Annotated in this window: 12 protein-coding genes; 3 read left to right on the plus strand and 9 right to left on the minus strand. The window is 33.6% G+C overall.

Going from position 1 to position 17930, the window contains the following annotated elements; genetic code table 11:
* Positions 1–8: 8 nt before the first annotated feature.
* The gene (locus NLG42_RS13365) at positions 9–1343 is read left to right on the plus strand and encodes an inorganic phosphate transporter (protein ID WP_089058156.1); all 1335 of its coding nucleotides are present in this window, start codon (positions 9–11) and stop codon (positions 1341–1343) included.
* A gap of 88 nt (positions 1344–1431) precedes the next feature.
* Here the strand turns inward: NLG42_RS13365 and NLG42_RS13370 are convergent, their stop codons facing one another.
* The 3 genes from NLG42_RS13370 to NLG42_RS13380 form a co-directional block, all read right to left on the minus strand.
* Complete coding sequence (locus NLG42_RS13370; protein WP_089058155.1) at positions 1432–1953, minus strand: DUF421 domain-containing protein; 522 nt, start codon at positions 1951–1953, stop codon at positions 1432–1434.
* A 108-nt stretch (positions 1954–2061) separates the two neighbouring features.
* On the minus strand, positions 2062–3429 hold the full coding sequence (rimK, locus tag NLG42_RS13375) for a 30S ribosomal protein S6--L-glutamate ligase (RefSeq protein ID WP_089052330.1): 1368 nt from the start codon (positions 3427–3429) through the stop codon (positions 2062–2064).
* A gap of 140 nt (positions 3430–3569) precedes the next feature.
* Positions 3570–6116 carry an ATP-dependent Clp protease ATP-binding subunit gene (locus NLG42_RS13380; RefSeq protein ID WP_089052329.1) on the minus strand — a complete coding sequence of 849 codons (2547 nt, stop codon included), beginning with the start codon at positions 6114–6116 and terminating at the stop codon, positions 3570–3572.
* A 258-nt stretch (positions 6117–6374) separates the two neighbouring features.
* Between NLG42_RS13380 and gyrA the strand changes: the two genes are divergently transcribed.
* Entirely contained in the window at positions 6375–9017 is a 2643-nt protein-coding gene (gene gyrA, locus NLG42_RS13385) for a DNA gyrase subunit A (RefSeq protein WP_257681295.1), read from the plus strand.
* 43 nt (positions 9018–9060) lie between these two features.
* The gene (locus tag NLG42_RS13390) at positions 9061–10332 is read left to right on the plus strand and encodes a tetratricopeptide repeat protein (RefSeq protein ID WP_089058153.1); all 1272 of its coding nucleotides are present in this window, start codon (positions 9061–9063) and stop codon (positions 10330–10332) included.
* Between the two features lie 74 nt (positions 10333–10406).
* On the opposite strand, the gene NLG42_RS13395 is transcribed toward NLG42_RS13390, so the two are convergent.
* The 6 genes from NLG42_RS13395 to NLG42_RS13420 form a co-directional block, all read right to left on the minus strand.
* Positions 10407–10826 carry an OsmC family protein gene (locus tag NLG42_RS13395; RefSeq protein WP_257681296.1) on the minus strand — a complete coding sequence of 140 codons (420 nt, stop codon included), beginning with the start codon at positions 10824–10826 and terminating at the stop codon, positions 10407–10409.
* Positions 10827–11186: 360 nt separating this feature from the next.
* Positions 11187–13178, minus strand: a complete 1992-nt coding sequence (locus NLG42_RS13400) for a DUF349 domain-containing protein (protein ID WP_089058151.1) — start codon at positions 13176–13178, stop codon at positions 11187–11189.
* Positions 13179–13471: 293 nt separating this feature from the next.
* Positions 13472–14233, minus strand: a complete 762-nt coding sequence (locus tag NLG42_RS13405; protein WP_257681297.1) for a lipid A phosphoethanolamine transferase — start codon at positions 14231–14233, stop codon at positions 13472–13474.
* Between the two features lie 66 nt (positions 14234–14299).
* Positions 14300–15049, minus strand: coding sequence for a shikimate dehydrogenase family protein (locus NLG42_RS13410; protein ID WP_089052323.1), 750 nt, complete (start codon positions 15047–15049; stop codon positions 14300–14302).
* Complete coding sequence (locus NLG42_RS13415; protein WP_089058149.1) at positions 15049–16446, minus strand: tetratricopeptide repeat protein; 1398 nt, start codon at positions 16444–16446, stop codon at positions 15049–15051. The genes NLG42_RS13410 and NLG42_RS13415 overlap by 1 nt, the downstream gene beginning before the upstream one ends.
* 226 nt (positions 16447–16672) lie before the next feature.
* Positions 16673–17866 (minus strand): aspartate aminotransferase family protein, encoded by a 1194-nt coding sequence (locus NLG42_RS13420; protein ID WP_257681298.1) that lies wholly within the window; start codon positions 17864–17866, stop codon positions 16673–16675.
* Positions 17867–17930 lie beyond the last annotated feature (64 nt).

The raw sequence follows: 17930 nt of genomic DNA on the forward strand, positions 1-17930 counted from the left end.
ATAATTTTATGACGCTACTTATATTAATTATAGTATTAGCTTTAATATTTGATTACATCAATGGTTTTCATGATGCGGCAAATGCTATAGCGACTGTTGTTGCTACAAAGGTTTTAACGCCTTTTCAGGCCGTTCTTTGGGCAGCATTTTTTAACTTTCTGGCTTATTGGGTTTTCGGATTTGGTGTTGCGGATACTGTTGCTAAAACAGCGCACACAATGGAAATTAACCTAGTGGTAATTCTTGCCGGTGTTATTGCGGCAATCTGTTGGAACTTACTAACTTGGTGGTTAGGAATTCCTTCAAGTTCTTCACATACTTTAATTGGAGGTTTTGCGGGAGCGGCTGTTGCACATGCAATTGCAGTTCATGGTTTCTCTGGTTATATTGGTGAAGACGGAACAACACATTATTGGTACGAAATTGTAAGCTGGTACAAGGCAGGAAAAGATGGAGCAATGCCTTCTGGAGTTCTTATTATCATTGCATTTATTGTTTTAGCGCCTTTATTAGGAGCTTTGGCTTCGTACTTAATTTCGATTTGGCTTTTAAATGCTTCTCGTAAAAGTATTGGTCCTAAGATTTTTACAGGACTTTTAATGATTGCAACTGTTTGGTTTGTTTATACTCAAATGATACCATATTCTGAAATCGAAAAACCTAGATTTGATTCGCATTTTTGGAGTGTTGCTTTTGAAGGTCATAATATTAAATGGTTTTTAGTTGCCTTTATTATCTTAACGGTAAGTGCTTTTTGTTTAATATTCAGTAGTTTGAATCTTCATCAAGCCGATGCTGCTTTGAAAAAAATGCAATTATTATCTTCTGCAGCTTTTAGTTTAGGTCACGGAGGAAATGATTCTCAAAAAGTAATGGGTATTATCGCTGCTGCGGTTGCGGTATATATCAACACAAATCCTGGTGTTCATATGGATGCTTGGTTAGATGTTGTTTTACCAAATGATGATTTAGGAATAAAAGGAGTAATGCCGGGATGGATTCCGTTAGCGTGTTATTCTGCAATTGCTGCGGGAACTTTAAGTGGTGGATGGAAAATTGTGAAAACAATGGGTTCTAAAATCACAAAAGTAAGTTCGTTTGAAGGAGTTGCAGCTGAAACTGCAGGTGCATTAACACTTTACTTTACAGAGCATTTAAAAATTCCTGTAAGTACAACGCATACTATTACGGGATCGATCATTGGAGTTGGATTAACAAAACGCGTATCTGCAGTAAGATGGGGAGTTACGGTAAGTTTAATTTGGGCTTGGGTATTAACTATTCCGATTTCAGCTTTATTAGCAGGTTTGGTTTATTTTGTACTAAGTATATTTATTTCGTAAAATGATTATTATGAAATGTGAGTTATAAATTGCATTTCATCTAAATATTTAAAAGCCGATTTCAATTTGAAATCGGCTTTTTTTTGTTTTAAAACTTTTGAAGATTTTTACGATTGTGTTTTCGTTTGTAATGCGTTTGTTTTAATTTCTTTTGGTCTTGCGAAATAATACTGATTGTGCCGTCTATTTCCAACATAGCGAGCTTTATATCTGTTAAATGTTCTAAACCATGTTCACGTGCCGCTTCTTTTAATTCGTCGTGTGATATGTCTAATTTGCTTAAGGCTTTAAAATCTAGTTTTCCGTTATGAATAAGAATCTCGGGTTTGTCTAAAAGTAAATTATTGAGCACTTTGTATCGGTGTGTTAGCTTTTTTATCGTAAAGTTAATTACAAATAAAACCAAAGCGGCTACTAAACCGCCAACAAGACTGGTATCTGGGCCAACCATTGCATTCTGAACTGAATTACTGATTAACAGAATTAAAATTATATCGGCTGTATTTAATTGCGAAAGTTCTTTTTTGCCAAATATTCGCAGAGCAATAGTCATAAAAAAGTAGACAGCGACACTTCTGATTATTATATCTAAATAAGGGAATTGTATCATTTTTATTCTTTTGTTTTACTAAAGTTAAATAAAAAAGCTTTGTCAAAGTTTTAAACTTTGACAAAGCTGCTAAATTATTTATGCGTTATTAAGTTTAAATGAACTTAATTATAGTTTGAAATTTTTCTCAATGGCTTTAATCATTTCGCCGGCAACATCTTTATTAGTTGCGCCTTCGATTCCTTCAAGACCTGGTGAAGAGTTTACTTCAAGTAATAAAGGTCCTTTAGACGAACGAATAATATCAACTCCGGCCACTTTTAAATCCATTGCTTTTGCGGCTTTTATAGCGATCTTTTTTTCTTCGGCAGTTACTTTTATTACAGATGCAGTTCCGCCAAGATGAATATTAGCTCTAAACTCGCCCGGCATAGCTTCACGCTGAATGGCAGCAACCACTTTCCCGTCGATTACAAAGCATCGAATATCTTTTCCGTTGGCTTCTTTAATGAATTCTTGAACTAGAATATTAGCATTTAAACTTTTAAAAGCATTGATAACACTTTCTGCTGCTTTTTTTGTTTCGGCTAAAACAACTCCTTTTCCTTGTGTTCCTTCTAATAGTTTGACAATTAAAGGTGAGCCGCCAACCATTTTGATTAAGTTGTCTGTATCAAGAGGAGAATTAGCAAAACCAGTTGTTGGAATATCAATTCCGCTGTTTAAAAGTAATTGCAGTGAGTATAATTTGTCGCGAGATTGTGTTATAGCTGTTGCTGAGTTTAAACAGAAAACTTTCAAAGCTTCAAACTGACGTGTTAATGCACAACCGTAGAATGTAATACTTGGACGGATTCTTGGAATAATTGCGTCAAATTGATTTAAAATTTTTCCGCCTCTGTAATGAATTTCAGGAGTTTTGGCGTCCAGTTTCATGTAGCATTCTTTGATGTTTAAAAAATGCATTTCATGACCGCGCATTTCGCCCGCTTCCATGATTCTTTTATTGCTGTATAATTCAGGATTACTGGCTAATAGTCCAATTCGTAAACCTGAACTGGCTTTTTCTGAATTTTGATATAATTCTTTAAGAGATTCTGGAGTAGGCTGTCCAAGAAGGTATTTTTCTTCTGGATCGACCAATACACGACCGCTCATAGCTTCGCGTCCTAAAAGCATTCTAAAGCCCATAGAATCACGGTTGGTCAAAGTCATTTCGATCGGCCATTTTGAATCGCCAATTTTAATGCTGGTTTGAATTACGTAACGATGTTCTCTAAAGCCGCTTGAGCTTTTTACAATTCTTTTGTCAACCAGCGGTGCTTCACAATGAATGATGGTTTTGATGTTATTTTGAATTGGATTAATGTCAAATTTCACCCAATTGGCATCATTTTTTATAAAAGGAGCTATGTTTATGGCGTGCATTGCCGAAGTTTTGGCACCAGAGTCAACCCGAGCCTTGATTGTCGGGATTCCTAGTTCTGGAAATGAACACCATTCTTCGCTGCCTAAAATGACTTTGTGTTGAAGCATACGTTGTTTTTTATTATAGAATTTAATATCCAAAAATAGCTATTTGCTTTTACTAAAGATAGTAAATTATCCAAAAAAAATACCCGTTATGTTATGAAAACGTAACGGGTATATTATTTCTGTTATAAATTTAAATCATTTTATTGATTTGTAGGCTCTTCAGCTTTGTGAATTTCTACTGAAAGCTCTTGTGAATCGTCTTTTAAGTCCATCATGATCTCATCACCAGAATGTATTTTTGAAGTGATGATTTCTTCGGCTAATAAATCCTCAACGTATTTCTGAATTGCTCTTTTAAGCGGTCTTGCACCAAATTGTCTGTCGAAGCCTTTTTCAGCAATAAATGCTTTTGCTTTGTCAGTTAAGCTTAGTTTGTAACCTAATTCAGCAATACGAGAATATAGTTTTTTAAGTTCAATTTCGATAATTAAATCAATATCAGCTTTTTCTAATGCGTTGAATACGATTACGTCGTCAATTCTGTTTAAGAACTCAGGAGCAAAAGTTTTCTTTAAAGCATTTTCGATAATGCTTTTTGAGTTTTCATCGGCTTGAGCCACTTTTGCAGCAGTTCCGAATCCTACACCTTGTCCAAAGTCTTTCAACTGACGTGCACCAACGTTAGATGTCATGATGATGATAGTGTTTTTAAAGTCGATTTTACGACCTAAACTATCTGTTAAATATCCATCATCTAAAACCTGAAGCATCATATTAAATACATCTGGATGCGCTTTTTCGATTTCATCTAAAAGAACAACACAATATGGTTTTCTACGAACTTTTTCAGTCAATTGTCCGCCTTCTTCGTAACCTACGTATCCTGGAGGCGCTCCAACTAAACGAGAGATTGCAAATTTCTCCATGTATTCACTCATGTCGATACGAACTAATGCATCTTCAGAATCGAATAATTCTTTTGCAAGAACTTTTGCTAATTGCGTTTTACCAACACCAGTCTGACCTAAGAAAATAAATGAACCAATTGGTTTGTTAGGATCTTTAAGTCCGGCTCTGTTACGCTGAATAGAACGTGCAATTTTAAGAACAGCTTCGTTTTGACCAATTACTTTGTTTTGAATTAATTCAGGTAATTGAGCTAGTTTGTTACTTTCTGTTTGCGCAATTCTGTTTACAGGAATACCTGTCATCATTGATACAACATCGGCTACGTTATCTTCTGTAACTTCAATTCTGTTGTTTTTAGAATCTTCTTCCCATTGTTCTTGAGCAGCAGCTAGATCTTTTTCTATGCGTTTTTCATCGTCGCGAAGTTTGGCAGCTTCTTCATATTTTTGTTTTTTAACTACCATGTTTTTCATTTCACGAACTTCCTCTAATTGACGTTCTAAATCAAGAATTTGTTTAGGAACATCAATATTGGTAATGTGAACGCGAGATCCTGCTTCGTCAAGAGCATCAATCGCTTTGTCTGGTAAGAAACGCTCAGACATATATCTGTTTGTTAATTTAACACAGGCTTCGATTGCTTCTTGGGTATAAGTTACGTTGTGGTGATCTTCGTATTTATCTTTTACGTTATTTAAAATTGCAATTGTTTCTTCAACAGAAGTTGGTTCAACAATTACTTTTTGGAAACGTCTTTCTAAAGCGCCGTCTTTTTCAATATACTGTCTGTACTCGTCTAGAGTAGTAGCACCAATACATTGAATTTCTCCTCTTGCTAAAGCAGGTTTGAACATGTTTGAAGCATCAAGTGAACCTGTTGCTCCGCCGGCACCTACAATAGTGTGGATTTCGTCAATAAAAAGAATAATATCGTCGTTTTTTTCAAGCTCGTTCATTACGGCTTTCATTCTTTCTTCAAATTGTCCTCTGTATTTTGTACCAGCAACTAAACTTGCTAAATCAAGAGTTACGACACGTTTGTGGAAAAGAATACGAGATACTTTCTTTTGAATAATACGCAAAGCAAGTCCTTCTGCAATAGCAGATTTACCAACTCCAGGTTCTCCAATAAGAAGCGGATTGTTCTTTTTTCTACGGCTTAGAATTTGTGAAACGCGTTCAATTTCTTTTTCGCGTCCAACAACTGGATCTAGTTTTCCTTCTTCAGCCATTTCTGTTAAATCTCTCCCAAAATTATCCAAAACAGGAGTTTTAGATTTTTTGTTTGACTTATTGGCTGGATTATTGAAACTACTTTCTTTTAGACTGTCATCTTGTCCTGAATCGTCATTATACGATTCGTTTCTTGGCAAGTTTTCTAAGAATTCTTCTTCGTTTGGCGTCATGTTTAAATATTGTTCTTTAGCTATGTCATAATCTATTTTTAGTTTATTCAACAGCTTGGTTGTTGGATCGTTTTCGTTTCGTAAGATACATAAAAGCAAGTGAGCTGTACTAATTGATGAGCTTTGGAATACTTTAGCTTCAAGAAAAGTGGTCTTCAGGGCTCTTTCGGCCTGTCGGGTAAGATGAAGATTTTTCTTTTCGGCATTTACTTCCACGCTGTGGTTAGCTGGACTCAGTATTTCTACTTTCCTGCGTAAATGATCTAAATCGACTGCTAGGTTATTAAGTATATGAATAGCTTTTCCGTTACCATCTCTTAAAATGCCCAGCATTAGATGTTCAGTACCAATAAAGTCGTGTCCTAAACGAAGGGCTTCTTCTTTACTGTATGTAATAACATCTTTTACTCTTGGTGAAAAATTATCATCCATAATATATAATTGGTATTGTAAATTTAGTGAATTACAGTTTGAAAAACAAAAACCGTACCCATCGAGAACTCCTGTCAGCTAATTGACAAAAAAAATAACAAAAAAACAGTTAAAAAACGCTTAATTTATTAACTAAAAAGCAAAATAAAGTTGTTAATAAATCATTGAAATAAGTGTAAGTAAATAGCTGAAAAAATTCCAAAAAAACGTATCTTGGCACGCTTTGAAACTAATATAATTATTTAAACATAACAACTTATGTCTGAAGGAGAAAAGTTAATTCCTATTAACATTGAAGATGAAATGAAATCAGCTTACATCGATTATTCGATGTCAGTAATTGTATCGAGAGCGCTTCCGGATGTTAGAGATGGCTTGAAACCAGTGCATCGAAGAGTTCTTTACGGAATGTATGATTTAGGTGTGACGTCAAGATCTGCCCATAAAAAGTCTGCGAGAATTGTAGGAGAGGTTCTGGGTAAGTATCACCCGCACGGAGATACTTCTGTATATGATGCAATGGTGCGTATGGCTCAAGAATGGAGTATGCGTTATTTATTAGTGGACGGTCAAGGTAACTTTGGATCTGTAGATGGAGACAGCCCGGCAGCAATGCGTTATACTGAGGCTAGAATGCGTAAAATCTCAGAAGATATTATGGCAGATATCGAAAAAGAAACAGTTGATTTTCAATTGAACTTTGACGATACTTTATATGAGCCAAAAGTAATGCCTACAAGAGTTCCTACTTTATTAGTAAACGGAGCAACAGGTATTGCAGTTGGTATGGCGACAAATATGCCGCCGCACAATTTAACTGAAGTTATTAATGGTACTTTAGCATACCTTGATAATAATGATATTGAAGTAGATGAATTAATGACGCATATTAAAGCTCCAGATTTTCCAACTGGTGGTGTAATATATGGTTATGAAGGAGTTCGTGAAGCTTTTAAAACGGGTAGAGGACGTATCGTAATGCGTGCCAAAGTTGGTTTTGAAGAAGTTGATGGAAGAGAGTCTATTATTGTAACCGAAATACCTTATCAAGTTAACAAAGCCGAGATGATTAAACGTACGGCTGATTTAGTTAATGAGAAAAAGATCGAAGGTATCGCAAATATTCGTGACGAGTCTGATAGAAATGGTATGCGTATCGTTTATATTTTGAAACGTGATGCTACACCAAACGTAGTTTTAAATACCTTATATAAGTATACTTCTTTACAATCTTCTTTCAGTGTAAATAACATTGCACTTGTAAAAGGCCGCCCGCAAATGTTGAATCTAAAAGATATGATTCACTATTTTATTGAGCACCGTCATGATGTAGTAGTTAGAAGAACGCAGTTTGAATTACGCAAAGCAGAAGAAAGAGCTCATATTTTAGAAGGTTTAATTATTGCTTCTGATAATATTGATGAAGTAATTGCAATTATTAGAGGTTCTAAAAATACAGAAGAAGCTCGTGATAAATTAATCGAAAGATTTAAATTATCTGATATTCAAGCTCGTGCAATTGTTGAGATGCGTTTGCGTCAGTTAACAGGTCTGGAGCAAGATAAATTAAGAGCTGAGTTTGAAGAGTTAATGAAATTAATTGAGCATTTGAAAGCTTTATTAGCAGATGTTAATTTAAGAACGAATTTAATTAAAGAAGAATTAGAAGAAATTCGTGAGAAATACGGAGACGCTCGTCGTTCTCAAATTGAATATGCAGGTGGAGATGTAAGTATTGAAGATTTAATTGCTGATGAAAATGTAGTAATTACAATTTCGCACGCTGGTTATATCAAACGTACAAATCTTACTGAATACAAAACTCAAAATAGAGGTGGAGTTGGACAAAAAAGTGCAGGAACAAGAGATCAAGATTTCCTTGAGCATATGTTCGTTGCGACAAACCACCAATATATGATGTTCTTTACGCAAAAAGGAAAATGTTTCTGGATGCGTGTTTACGAAATTCCAGAAGGAAGTAAAACAGCTAAAGGAAGAGCAATTCAGAATTTAGTGAACATTGAAAGTGATGATAAAGTAAAAGCTTTTATTTGTACACAAGACTTAAAAGACAAAGATTATATCAATACTCATAATCTTGTAATGGTAACTAAACAAGGACAGGTTAAGAAAACTTCTCTAGAGAAATATTCTAAACCTCGTGTAAATGGTGTTGCTGCTATTACAATTAAAGAAGGAGATGAGCTTCTTGAAGCGAAATTAACTGATGGAGAAAGCCAAATTATCTTAGCAGTTAAATCAGGTAAACTAGTTCGTTTTGAAGAAACAAAAACACGTCCGATGGGAAGAACAGCTTCTGGAGTTCGTGGAATTACTTTAAAAGACGAAACTGATGAAGTAATTGGTATGGTTACCGTTGCTAAAAATGATGTAAACGATTCGCAAATTCTTGTTGTAACTGAAAATGGATACGGAAAACGTACCAAATTAGTTGATGATGATGGTGAAGATGTTTACAGAATTACTAACCGTGGTGGAAAAGGAGTTAAAACTCTTAATATTACGGAGAAAACAGGAAAATTAATTTCGATTAACGCCGTTACAGATGCTGATGATTTAATGATTATCAATAAATCTGGATTAACTATCAGAATGGCTATTGAGGATTTACGTGTTATGGGACGTGCAACTCAAGGTGTGAGATTGATTAACTTAAAAGGAAAAGATTCTATCGCTGCAGTTACAAAAGTAATGAAAGATGATGTTGAAGAAGTTGTTGTAGATGAGGATGGTAATGTTGTTGAAAATGTAATCGAAAGAGTTAAGCCAGACTTAGAAGTTCTTGAAGACGAAGGTGTTGTAGAAGATGATGATGAAGATGACTCTGAAGAAGAAATTGAAGACGAAGACGATTCAGAGGAAGAAGAATCAGAAGAATAATTATAAACCACTAAAATAAAATTAAATATTCAAATTGAACATTATGAAAAGTAAATATGTAATACTTGCATCAGCACTACTGATTTCAGTAGCTACTTTTGCTCAAAAAGATCAAATAAAAAATGCTGAGAAGGCATTAAAAAGCGGAGATGCTCAAGGAGCAGTCACTATATTAAAAGATGCACAAAACTTGATCGCTAATGCTAAAGATGTTGAGCAGGCTCAGTACTATTTTGTACAAGGAAATGCTCTTTTAGATTTAGCAAACAAAAAAGTTGAAGAAAGTAAAAACTTATCTGCAGCAGCTGAAAGCTATAAAAAATTAATTGAAGTTGAGAAAACATCAGGTAAACTTAAGTATTCAACTCAAGCTGCGGCTTCAATCGTAGAAATCAAAGGAAAATTGATTAATTCTGCAATTGCTGATACACAAAATAATAAAAGCAAAGAAGGTGCTCAGAAATTATATGACGCATATTTGTTAGATAAAAAAGATACTATTAATCTTTATTATGCAGCTTCTACAGCGGTAAATGCTCAAGATTTTGATACTGCACTTCCAATGTACGAAGAGTTGAAAAAATTAAACTATTCTGGAAAAGGAACTATGTATACTGCAGTTAATAAAGCAAGCGGTAATGATGATAGTTTTAACAACGCAAAAGAAAGAGATTTAGCTGTAAAGTTAGGAACTCACGAAAAACCTAAAACAGAAGCGATTCCTTCAAAAAGAGGTGAAATCTATAAAAACTTAGCATTAATTTTAGTTCAAAAAGGACGTACTGAAGATGCTAAGAAAGCTATTTCTGATGCAAGAAAAACAAATCCAGAAGATACTTCTTTGATTTTAACAGAAGCAAACTTATACCTAGAAACTAAAGATTTCGATATGTATAAAAAATTGGTTGGTGAAGCATTAGAAAAAGAACCAAACAACGCTGATTTAGTTTTTAATTTAGGTGTATTAAGTGCAAATGCAAAGAATACTGCTGATGCTGAGAAATATTACTTAAAAGCTATCGAAATCAATCCTAGTTATACTAATGCATACCTTAACCTTGCTGCATTAAAATTAGAAGCTGAAAGACCAATTATCGATGAGATGAATAAATTGGGAACTTCTGCAAAAGATATGAAGCGTTACGATGTTTTGAAAGCACAAAGAGAAAATGTTTTTAAAGGTGTAATTCCTTACCTTAAAAAAGCAAATGAGCTTGATCCTAAAAACGAAGATGTTGCTAAAACATTATTAGGAGTTTACAAAGCGTTAGAAATGACTGCTGAAGCAAAAGCGCTAAAAGCTACTATGAACTAATAGTTTTATAGCTGTTATATAAAAAAAAACCATCAGTCGCGGCTGATGGTTTTTTTTTATGATTTGTTTTCAGCTTAATTTACTAGTGCTGCCGAAAGAGTAATTGTTGTGTTTAAGAGTTTCGAAATCGGACAGATTTCTTTTGCTTTTGCCGCTGTTTTATCAAACTCTTCTGCAGAAATTCCAGGAACTTTTCCTTTTAAGTCCAAATGAATTAAAGTGATAGAGCCGTCTTCAAAAGTTACTGTCGCTTCTGTAGATAGATCATCAGCAGTAAAACCTGCTTCGTTAAGTAAGAAACTTAATTGCATCGTAAAACAGCCTGAATGAGCTGCAGCGACTAATTCTTCAGGATTTGTACCAACGCCATCCGCAAATCTAGTCTTAAAAGAGAGTTGGGCTTTGTCTAACGTTGTGCTTTGTGTAATTATAGTTCCTTTTCCTTCCATACCGGTTCCTTGCCAGTTGGCATTTGCTTTTCTTGTAAATTTCATTTTCTGTCGTTATTAGAATTAATACTAGTATGCTTAATTTGTTGATTATCAAATATAATCAATATTTTTTAGAACGGTTTTACGAAGTTTGATGATAATGTTAAATTTCGGGTTGAAATGAGATGAAGGTTGGGGCGAATTTTACCTTAAAGCACGCTAAGATTTTTGTTTTACATTGCGGTTAGAGAAACACAAAGTTCGCAAAGCTTTGTATTGAATCAGCTTTGCGAACTTTGTGTTTTTCTAACAAGTTTGCCTATAAAAACTTTGCTTGCTTTGCGGTGAAAAAAACGGTTTAACATAAAAAAGGTGTAACGAACAAATCATTACACCTTTTTTTTATTGTTTAAACTTAAAACGTTATTCTTGACCTAAGTTTCTTAATTGCTTTAATTTGTCTTTCCAAACGTCTAGACTTTCTTTATGAATCGCTATATTTTTGCGAACTTCAAGAACAATTGAATTCTCTTTTTTAGCATTTTTAGTATTCGCAAAAAATTGAATATTATTCTCTAATTGGAAAATTTCGTTTTGAACTTCTTCAATTTTACGCATCAAGAAAATCTTTTCATTATCTAATTTACGAGTGTCGTTGCTGTCACTCAATGAATCAATTCGATTAGAAAAACGAATCATTTCAGTTTCTTTTTTGCTTAAGCTTAATTTTTCAAAAAGAGCATCAAGGATTTTGTTGAATTTTCCTTCAATATGACGTCTTGAAAAAGGAACTTTTCCATAACCTTTCCAGATTTCAATATGCTTTTTAATAGCATCTAAATCAGTTTTATGGTCTCCTGTCAATTGATAAGTACGAAGAATATCTAAATATGCTTTTTTGTTGTCAAAAGCAGCAACTTCGTCACCGTTTTCTTCTGATTTGTGTTCTTTTAGTTTATCGAAATAATGATTGCAGGCATCTTTGAATTCTTTCCAGATTTTGTCTGAATATTTTTTAGGAACGTGACCAATCTGTTTCCACTCTTCTTGAATTTGTTTCATGATTGGAGTAGTTGCATTAAAGTCAACACTTTCCTGTAATTCTTTGGCTTTAGCAACAAGAGCCATTTTTTTATTCAAATTGTCGTTTTGATCTTTTTTAATGTCTTTGTAAAACGAATTTTTAAATGCATTAAAGTTTCTTACGGCAGTTTTGAACGCAGCCCAAGTCTCTTCATTAACTTCTGACGGCACTTTTCCTGCTGCGAAAAACTCATTTCTAAGCGCTTCAACTTTTTGAATTTGTACCAGCCATTGCGAATGTGAATTTACTTTCTCAGTTCCTAGAACTTCGATCTTTGCAATGATTTCTTTTTTTACTTCAAGATTATTGTGTTCGTTTGCACGCTGACTTTCAAACAAAAGCTCTCTTTTGTCATGGATCTTTTTTGTCAATTCGCTAAACTTATTCCAGATACTATCGCGGTGTTCCTTAGAAACGGGACCAATATCTTCTTTCCAAAGCCTATGTAAATCTTGTAATTCACGGAATGCCTTGCTTATGTCGCTTTCATTTACAAGTTCTTCAACTCTTGCAATAATTTTTTGCTTTTGCTCTAAATTGTGTTTAAAGTCTAAGTCTCTCGCTTCACGATCTAAATGCAGATAATCATAAAAATTTTCTACATGAAAATGGTAATTGTTCCAAACGTGATTGTATTTGTCTTTTGGAATCGCTCCAGCATTTTTCCATCGTTCTCTTAAATCATTAAAATGCTTAAGAGTGTCTTTTATGTTTTCCTGTGGATTTATCAACTCTTTTAACTCTTCTACAATCGCAAGACGATTCTCTAAGTTTGATTTTAAGTTGCTTTGTAAATGTTTAAAATGAGCATTTCTTTTCTCTCTAAAAACATTATAATATTCATCAAATTTAGATTTCAAAGGAGAATGATATTCAAACTCTTCGTTTGGATCTTCTTTAGAAGCATTAAACTCTTCTTTTTTCTCTTCTATAAGATGATTGTATTGTAGTAAAAATGATTTCTTTATTTCTTCAATATGGTCTTTTACAGACATTATTTTGTCTATACTTACCAGTTTCTTTAACTCGTCAACAAGTGCGTCTAATGTAAAAGTGTGATAATCCTTCATAGGAATATCATGACGCTCTTTCAGCGTTTCGTCTTCACTTTCTTCAGCATTAGAATTTGTGATGGCATCCAGCGCATTTTGATGATCTGTCTCTTCAGTTTCTACATTTTTTTCTTCTTCAATTTCAGTGTTCGAAATTGAAATTTCAGATACTGGTTCAGAAACAGGTGTTTCTATTGTATCGTTTTGTGTAGAATCAGTAGTATCGATTTCTAATTTTCCGTCTGCTTCTTGCAGGTTATCATTCTTTTCTTCTAACATTTTAAATGTATAAGGTTTTTACTTTAACAGTGCGAAAGATAGTAAAGGTGTTTCTAAATACAAAATAAATCGTTTGTTTATACGCTATTTTACGATGAAATTCTTATTTAATGAAGATGTTTAGAAATATGATATCTGTTTTTTAGATTTTTTTTTGAAGTAAATTTAAATTGAGAATAGATATTCTTTTAAGAAAAAAGCTTGAAAGTTTGCATTTCTATTGAGGAGTATTGCTTTTGTTATTAGAAAGAAGAAAAGTATTGATTGTTAAATAATCTTCGGACACGATAACATTAAAACAAAATCAACATCCCGACTTCGATACCAAAGTTGTAAGTTTTATGACCGCCAAAAGCAACGCTTGGATGAACATATGCCATATCATTTTTGGTGATTTTTCTGCCAAACTCAACAAAAGCATTATTCGGAAAACCTTTGTTTATGGCATTGTATCTAAAAGCAGCGTCGGCTGCAATCCAGTTTTTGCCAATAATGAACATAAAGTAGTTTTCGAATGCGGTGGTATTAATGTCATTTCTATTGCTGGATCCAGCAAAGCTGCTTTGATTTTCTAATGAAGTGATCCATAAAAGTTTATTCGGGATAAGATATTTTCCGTAGAAAACTGCTGGAGCAAATACCCATTTTCCAGATCCTAAAGCAGGATCTACAGCTGAATTTGAAAGTACTCTTGCACGAAAAGCGATACCGCCATTTTTTTGTTCTAAGTATGGAATATAACTAACACCAACGCCGATATCTCCAATTCCAGTTTTATTGATAGAAGAAGTATTTGAAGAAACTAACGGAAGATCGACTCTTAAATTCCATGCTTTGTTTGCAATTGGATGTAAGAATCGAAGTTCAGTTGTATTAAACGAGCCATTGTCTGTATCTAAATATTCATTAAAAAGTAAAATTGTTTTTAGATAGTAATGATAACGGGCTTCCGAATAAAGGTTTGATGAATTTATATCGATATCACTAGAGTCCTGTGCCTCTGCAGAAAAAGTAATCAAAAAGCATATAAAAAAAAATAGTGGCGATTTTTTCATAACTACTTATTAATGAGTAGTCTAATTTATGAAAAAATACTTTACTATTTTTATTTTAGGTGCATATTACTTGTTCCATATTTTCCAAGCTTTTTCGGCTTGAAAAATAAGCATATCGTATCCGTTTTTTATTACAGCTCCTCTTTCTTTTGCATTTTTTAAGAATTGAGTTTCTGCCGGATTGTAAATTAAGTCATAAGCAATATGCTTGTCTGTAAAAAACTCGTACGGAAGATCTGGACAAGCTTCTATATTTGGACTTGTTCCCACTGGTGTACAATTGATAATGATTTTGAAATTATCAAAAGTAGTGGCATTGATTAAATTATAATCGATAATATTTTCTTTTGCTTCTCTTGAAACAAAAATGTACGGAATGTCAAGTTCATCTAGAGCAAAGGCAACGCCTTTTGATGCGCCGCCTGTTCCTAGAATAAGTGCTTTTTTATGATGTGGTTCTAATAAAGGTTTTAACGATTTTTTAAAGCCGTAATAATCGGTGTTGTATCCTTTTAGTTTGCCTTTTTTAGTGAATTTAATCGTATTTACAGCGCCTATTAGAGCTGCTTTTTTTGAAAGTTTGTCTAAAAAGGGAATGACTTGTTCTTTGTAAGGAATTGTTACATTTAAACCCTTTAAATCAGGGTTATTCTTGATTAATCCTTTGAAATGATCAATTTCAGAAATGTCAAAATTTTCATAGGTGTTACCGGCAAAAACTTCATCATTGAATTTCTCTGTGAAATAACCTTTTGAAAATGAGTAACTAATATTACGACCTAGTAAGCCAAAACGTCTTTTTAAAATACCAATCATTATTGTTTTCTGTGTTTTTCGATATAATTTTTAACTGTTTTTTTTGTCCAAACTACTGGAAATAAATCTTCGATCAAAATATAATTATCGAAGTTTAAGCGTAAGCCATTACTTAAATGAAATTTTGCTTTTGTATTATCTTGAATCATAAAGTACAATCCTGCCAAACGATATTCGATTTCATTTTCTTCTGGAAAATACTCAGAAGCTTGTAATAAAGTTTGTATTGCGCTGTCAAATTCTCCTAAAAACTGAAGAATATCGACCCAGAATAACCAAGTGTCTAAAGCATGATCTCCAAATTCTACTGCTTTTCTATAACCAAATTCAGCTTCTTCAAAAAAGTTCATTTGTTTGTTTATGGTTGCATAACGCTTCCAGTACAAACGATTTTGATTGTCGATAGCTAAAGCTTTATTGACAAAAAATAATGCTTTTTGAAAGTTTTTTTGACGAACATAAAAATCTGTAATAGCGATCCATCCTTTATCTAAAAGTGGATCTTCGTGTACAGTTTGATTGTAATACTGTAACGCTTTTATCGAATTTCCAAGCTTTTCGTAGCATTTTCCAATACGCAATAAAGCATAAGAAGTTGCATCGTCTAATTCGATTGTACGATTATAGCTTTCTATTGCTTCATTGTATTTTTTTAGACGTTCGTAAGCTTTGGCTTTTTCCATAAATGCACCTAAAAACTCATCGTCGATTAAGGTTGCATAATCAAAAGCGCGAATTGCATTTTCGTATTCTTTTACTCCGTAATGTAAACGCCCAAGCTGATGCCAAGCAATTTCGCTGTACGGATTTTTGTTAATGTATTCGTTAAGATAGAGAATGGCTTCTTGGTTTTGATCTAAAAATTCAAAACAATAAACCACATTGTATAAGGCAGATTGATCTTCTAAGTCTTCTTCAAGACATTTGATGAAGTTGTCTTTTGCCATTTCGAGGTTATCCATAAAAAGATATTCCATTCCAATCAAATTGTACACGTCAGCATAGTCATCTGTATATTGCAGTGCTATTTTAAGTAGTTCTACCGCTTTTTCGTGTTGATCTCTTTTCGAACAAATATTGGCTTTCTGGATATAAATTTCCTCGTTGTTAGGTTCAATCGCATATAACTCGTTTAAAAGCTTTTCAGCGATTTCAAGTTTGTCGTCATAAACCAGCATTTCTACTTGTACTAATTTTAAGCCTGTAGATTTTGGATGTTGGTCTAATGCAAGTTTTAAGGCCTTTTTTGCTAAATTAGCCTTGCCTATGTCTAAATAATGAAGAATGATTTCTTCAAATTCTTCAGAATCAAAAAAGAGTACTTTGTTAGTTTTTAACATCGACTCAAATTTGGATAGGGATAGGTTATAATCTTCTTCTTCGTTGCTTAATTGCATACTTTGTTTTATTTGAAATTAGCCTGTTATAAAATTAGGCAACCATATTATTGATGTGGGAAAGGAAAATTAATTGTTGTGAACAATTTAATTAACAATATGGACAGAATTCCGATTCTGTTTTTAGTCATAATCTTCTGATAACAAAAAGATTATTTGATTATTATTTTAGTAACTGAGATGTCAAACAGGTTCTAATTGCTGTTGAAATAAGTCTTGCTATTTATTAGACTTGTTCCTTTTTCAATATTTCATCCATAACATTTAAAATTATGGCACAGCCTTCTTTTATTTCTTCTTCTGAAATAGTTAATGGCGGTGTTATTCTTATAGCGCATCCTTCAAAGAGCAGCCAGAATAAAATTAGTCCTTTGTCTTGACAGTTTAAAATGACCTGATTGGTTATTTCGGCCGTTTCAGTCATAGCGGCAAGCATTAATCCTTTTCCTCTTACTTCTTTTATCAAAGGATGTACCAAAAGTGATCTAAAAAGTTTTTCTTTCTCTAAAGTTTGCTGCATTAAATTTGTTTCAGTTAATTCCTGCAAAGTAGCAAGACAGGCTGACGCAATGACAGGATGACCTCCAAAAGTAGTGATATGTCCAAGTTTAGGATTCTCGGTTAAAAGATCCATTTTTTCAGCCGAAGCTGTAAATGCTCCAACAGGCATTCCGCCTCCCATACCTTTTCCCATTACCACAATATCTGGAATAACATCATAGTTTTGAAAACCAAAAAGCTTTCCTGTTCTTCCAAATCCCGGTTGAATTTCATCTACAATAAACATTGCACCAACTTCATCACAACGCTTGCGCACCTTTTGCAGAAAATTATTTTCGGGCTGAATAAAACCAGCTCCGCCTTGAATAGTTTCTAGCAAAATTGCAGCTGTTCTAGTTGTGATTTTTTCTAAATCGGCTTCGTTATTAAAAGTGATAAAATCTACATCAGGAAGTAAAGGACGAAAAGCTTGTTTACGCTCTTCAAATCCCATTACACTCATAGAGCCCATTGTGTTTCCGTGATATGCGTTATGACAAGAAATAAGCTGGCTTCGTCCAGTTACTCTTTTAGCTAGTTTTAAGGCACCTTCAATGGCTTCTGTACCCGAATTTACTAAATAGGTTTTATTTAAAGATTCTGGAAGCAAAGAAGCTATTAATTTGCAGTATTGAACAGCAGGACTTTGCGAATATTCTCCATAAACCATCACATGAGAATATTTGTCCAGCTGGTCTTTTATCGCTTGATTGACTCTTGGATGCTGATGTCCCAGCGTACAAGCCGAAACCCCGGCAACAAAGTCTAAATATTTTTTATTACTTGTATCGTAAATATAGGAACCAATGGCATGCGAAACTTCCATTCCTAATGGATATGGGGATGTTTGTGCTTGGTATTTTATAAAATCTGGATTCATTTTTTTAAAGGTTCAAAGTAACAAAGGTACTAAGGTTTAAAAGTCTTAAAGTTAATTGTATGTA

The organism is Flavobacterium plurextorum (genome assembly GCF_024638035.1).
Taxonomy (GTDB): Bacteria; Bacteroidota; Bacteroidia; order Flavobacteriales; family Flavobacteriaceae; genus Flavobacterium; species Flavobacterium plurextorum.

Excerpts from the sequence above, each read along its gene's own strand:
- NLG42_RS13365 (WP_089058156.1), top strand. The coding sequence starts at position 9 with ATGACGCTACTTATATTAATTATAGTATTAGCTTTAATATTTGATTAC.
- NLG42_RS13370 (WP_089058155.1), bottom strand. The coding sequence starts at position 1,953 with ATGATACAATTCCCTTATTTAGATATAATAATCAGAAGTGTCGCTGTC.
- rimK (WP_089052330.1), bottom strand. The coding sequence starts at position 3,429 with ATGCTTCAACACAAAGTCATTTTAGGCAGCGAAGAATGGTGTTCATTT.
- NLG42_RS13380 (WP_089052329.1), bottom strand. The coding sequence starts at position 6,116 with ATGGATGATAATTTTTCACCAAGAGTAAAAGATGTTATTACATACAGT.
- gyrA (WP_257681295.1), top strand. The coding sequence starts at position 6,375 with ATGTCTGAAGGAGAAAAGTTAATTCCTATTAACATTGAAGATGAAATG.
- NLG42_RS13390 (WP_089058153.1), top strand. The coding sequence starts at position 9,061 with ATGAAAAGTAAATATGTAATACTTGCATCAGCACTACTGATTTCAGTA.
- NLG42_RS13395 (WP_257681296.1), bottom strand. The coding sequence starts at position 10,826 with ATGAAATTTACAAGAAAAGCAAATGCCAACTGGCAAGGAACCGGTATG.
- NLG42_RS13400 (WP_089058151.1), bottom strand. The coding sequence starts at position 13,178 with ATGTTAGAAGAAAAGAATGATAACCTGCAAGAAGCAGACGGAAAATTA.
- NLG42_RS13405 (WP_257681297.1), bottom strand. The coding sequence starts at position 14,233 with ATGAAAAAATCGCCACTATTTTTTTTTATATGCTTTTTGATTACTTTT.
- NLG42_RS13410 (WP_089052323.1), bottom strand. The coding sequence starts at position 15,049 with ATGATTGGTATTTTAAAAAGACGTTTTGGCTTACTAGGTCGTAATATT.
- NLG42_RS13415 (WP_089058149.1), bottom strand. The coding sequence starts at position 16,446 with ATGCAATTAAGCAACGAAGAAGAAGATTATAACCTATCCCTATCCAAA.
- NLG42_RS13420 (WP_257681298.1), bottom strand. The coding sequence starts at position 17,866 with ATGAATCCAGATTTTATAAAATACCAAGCACAAACATCCCCATATCCA.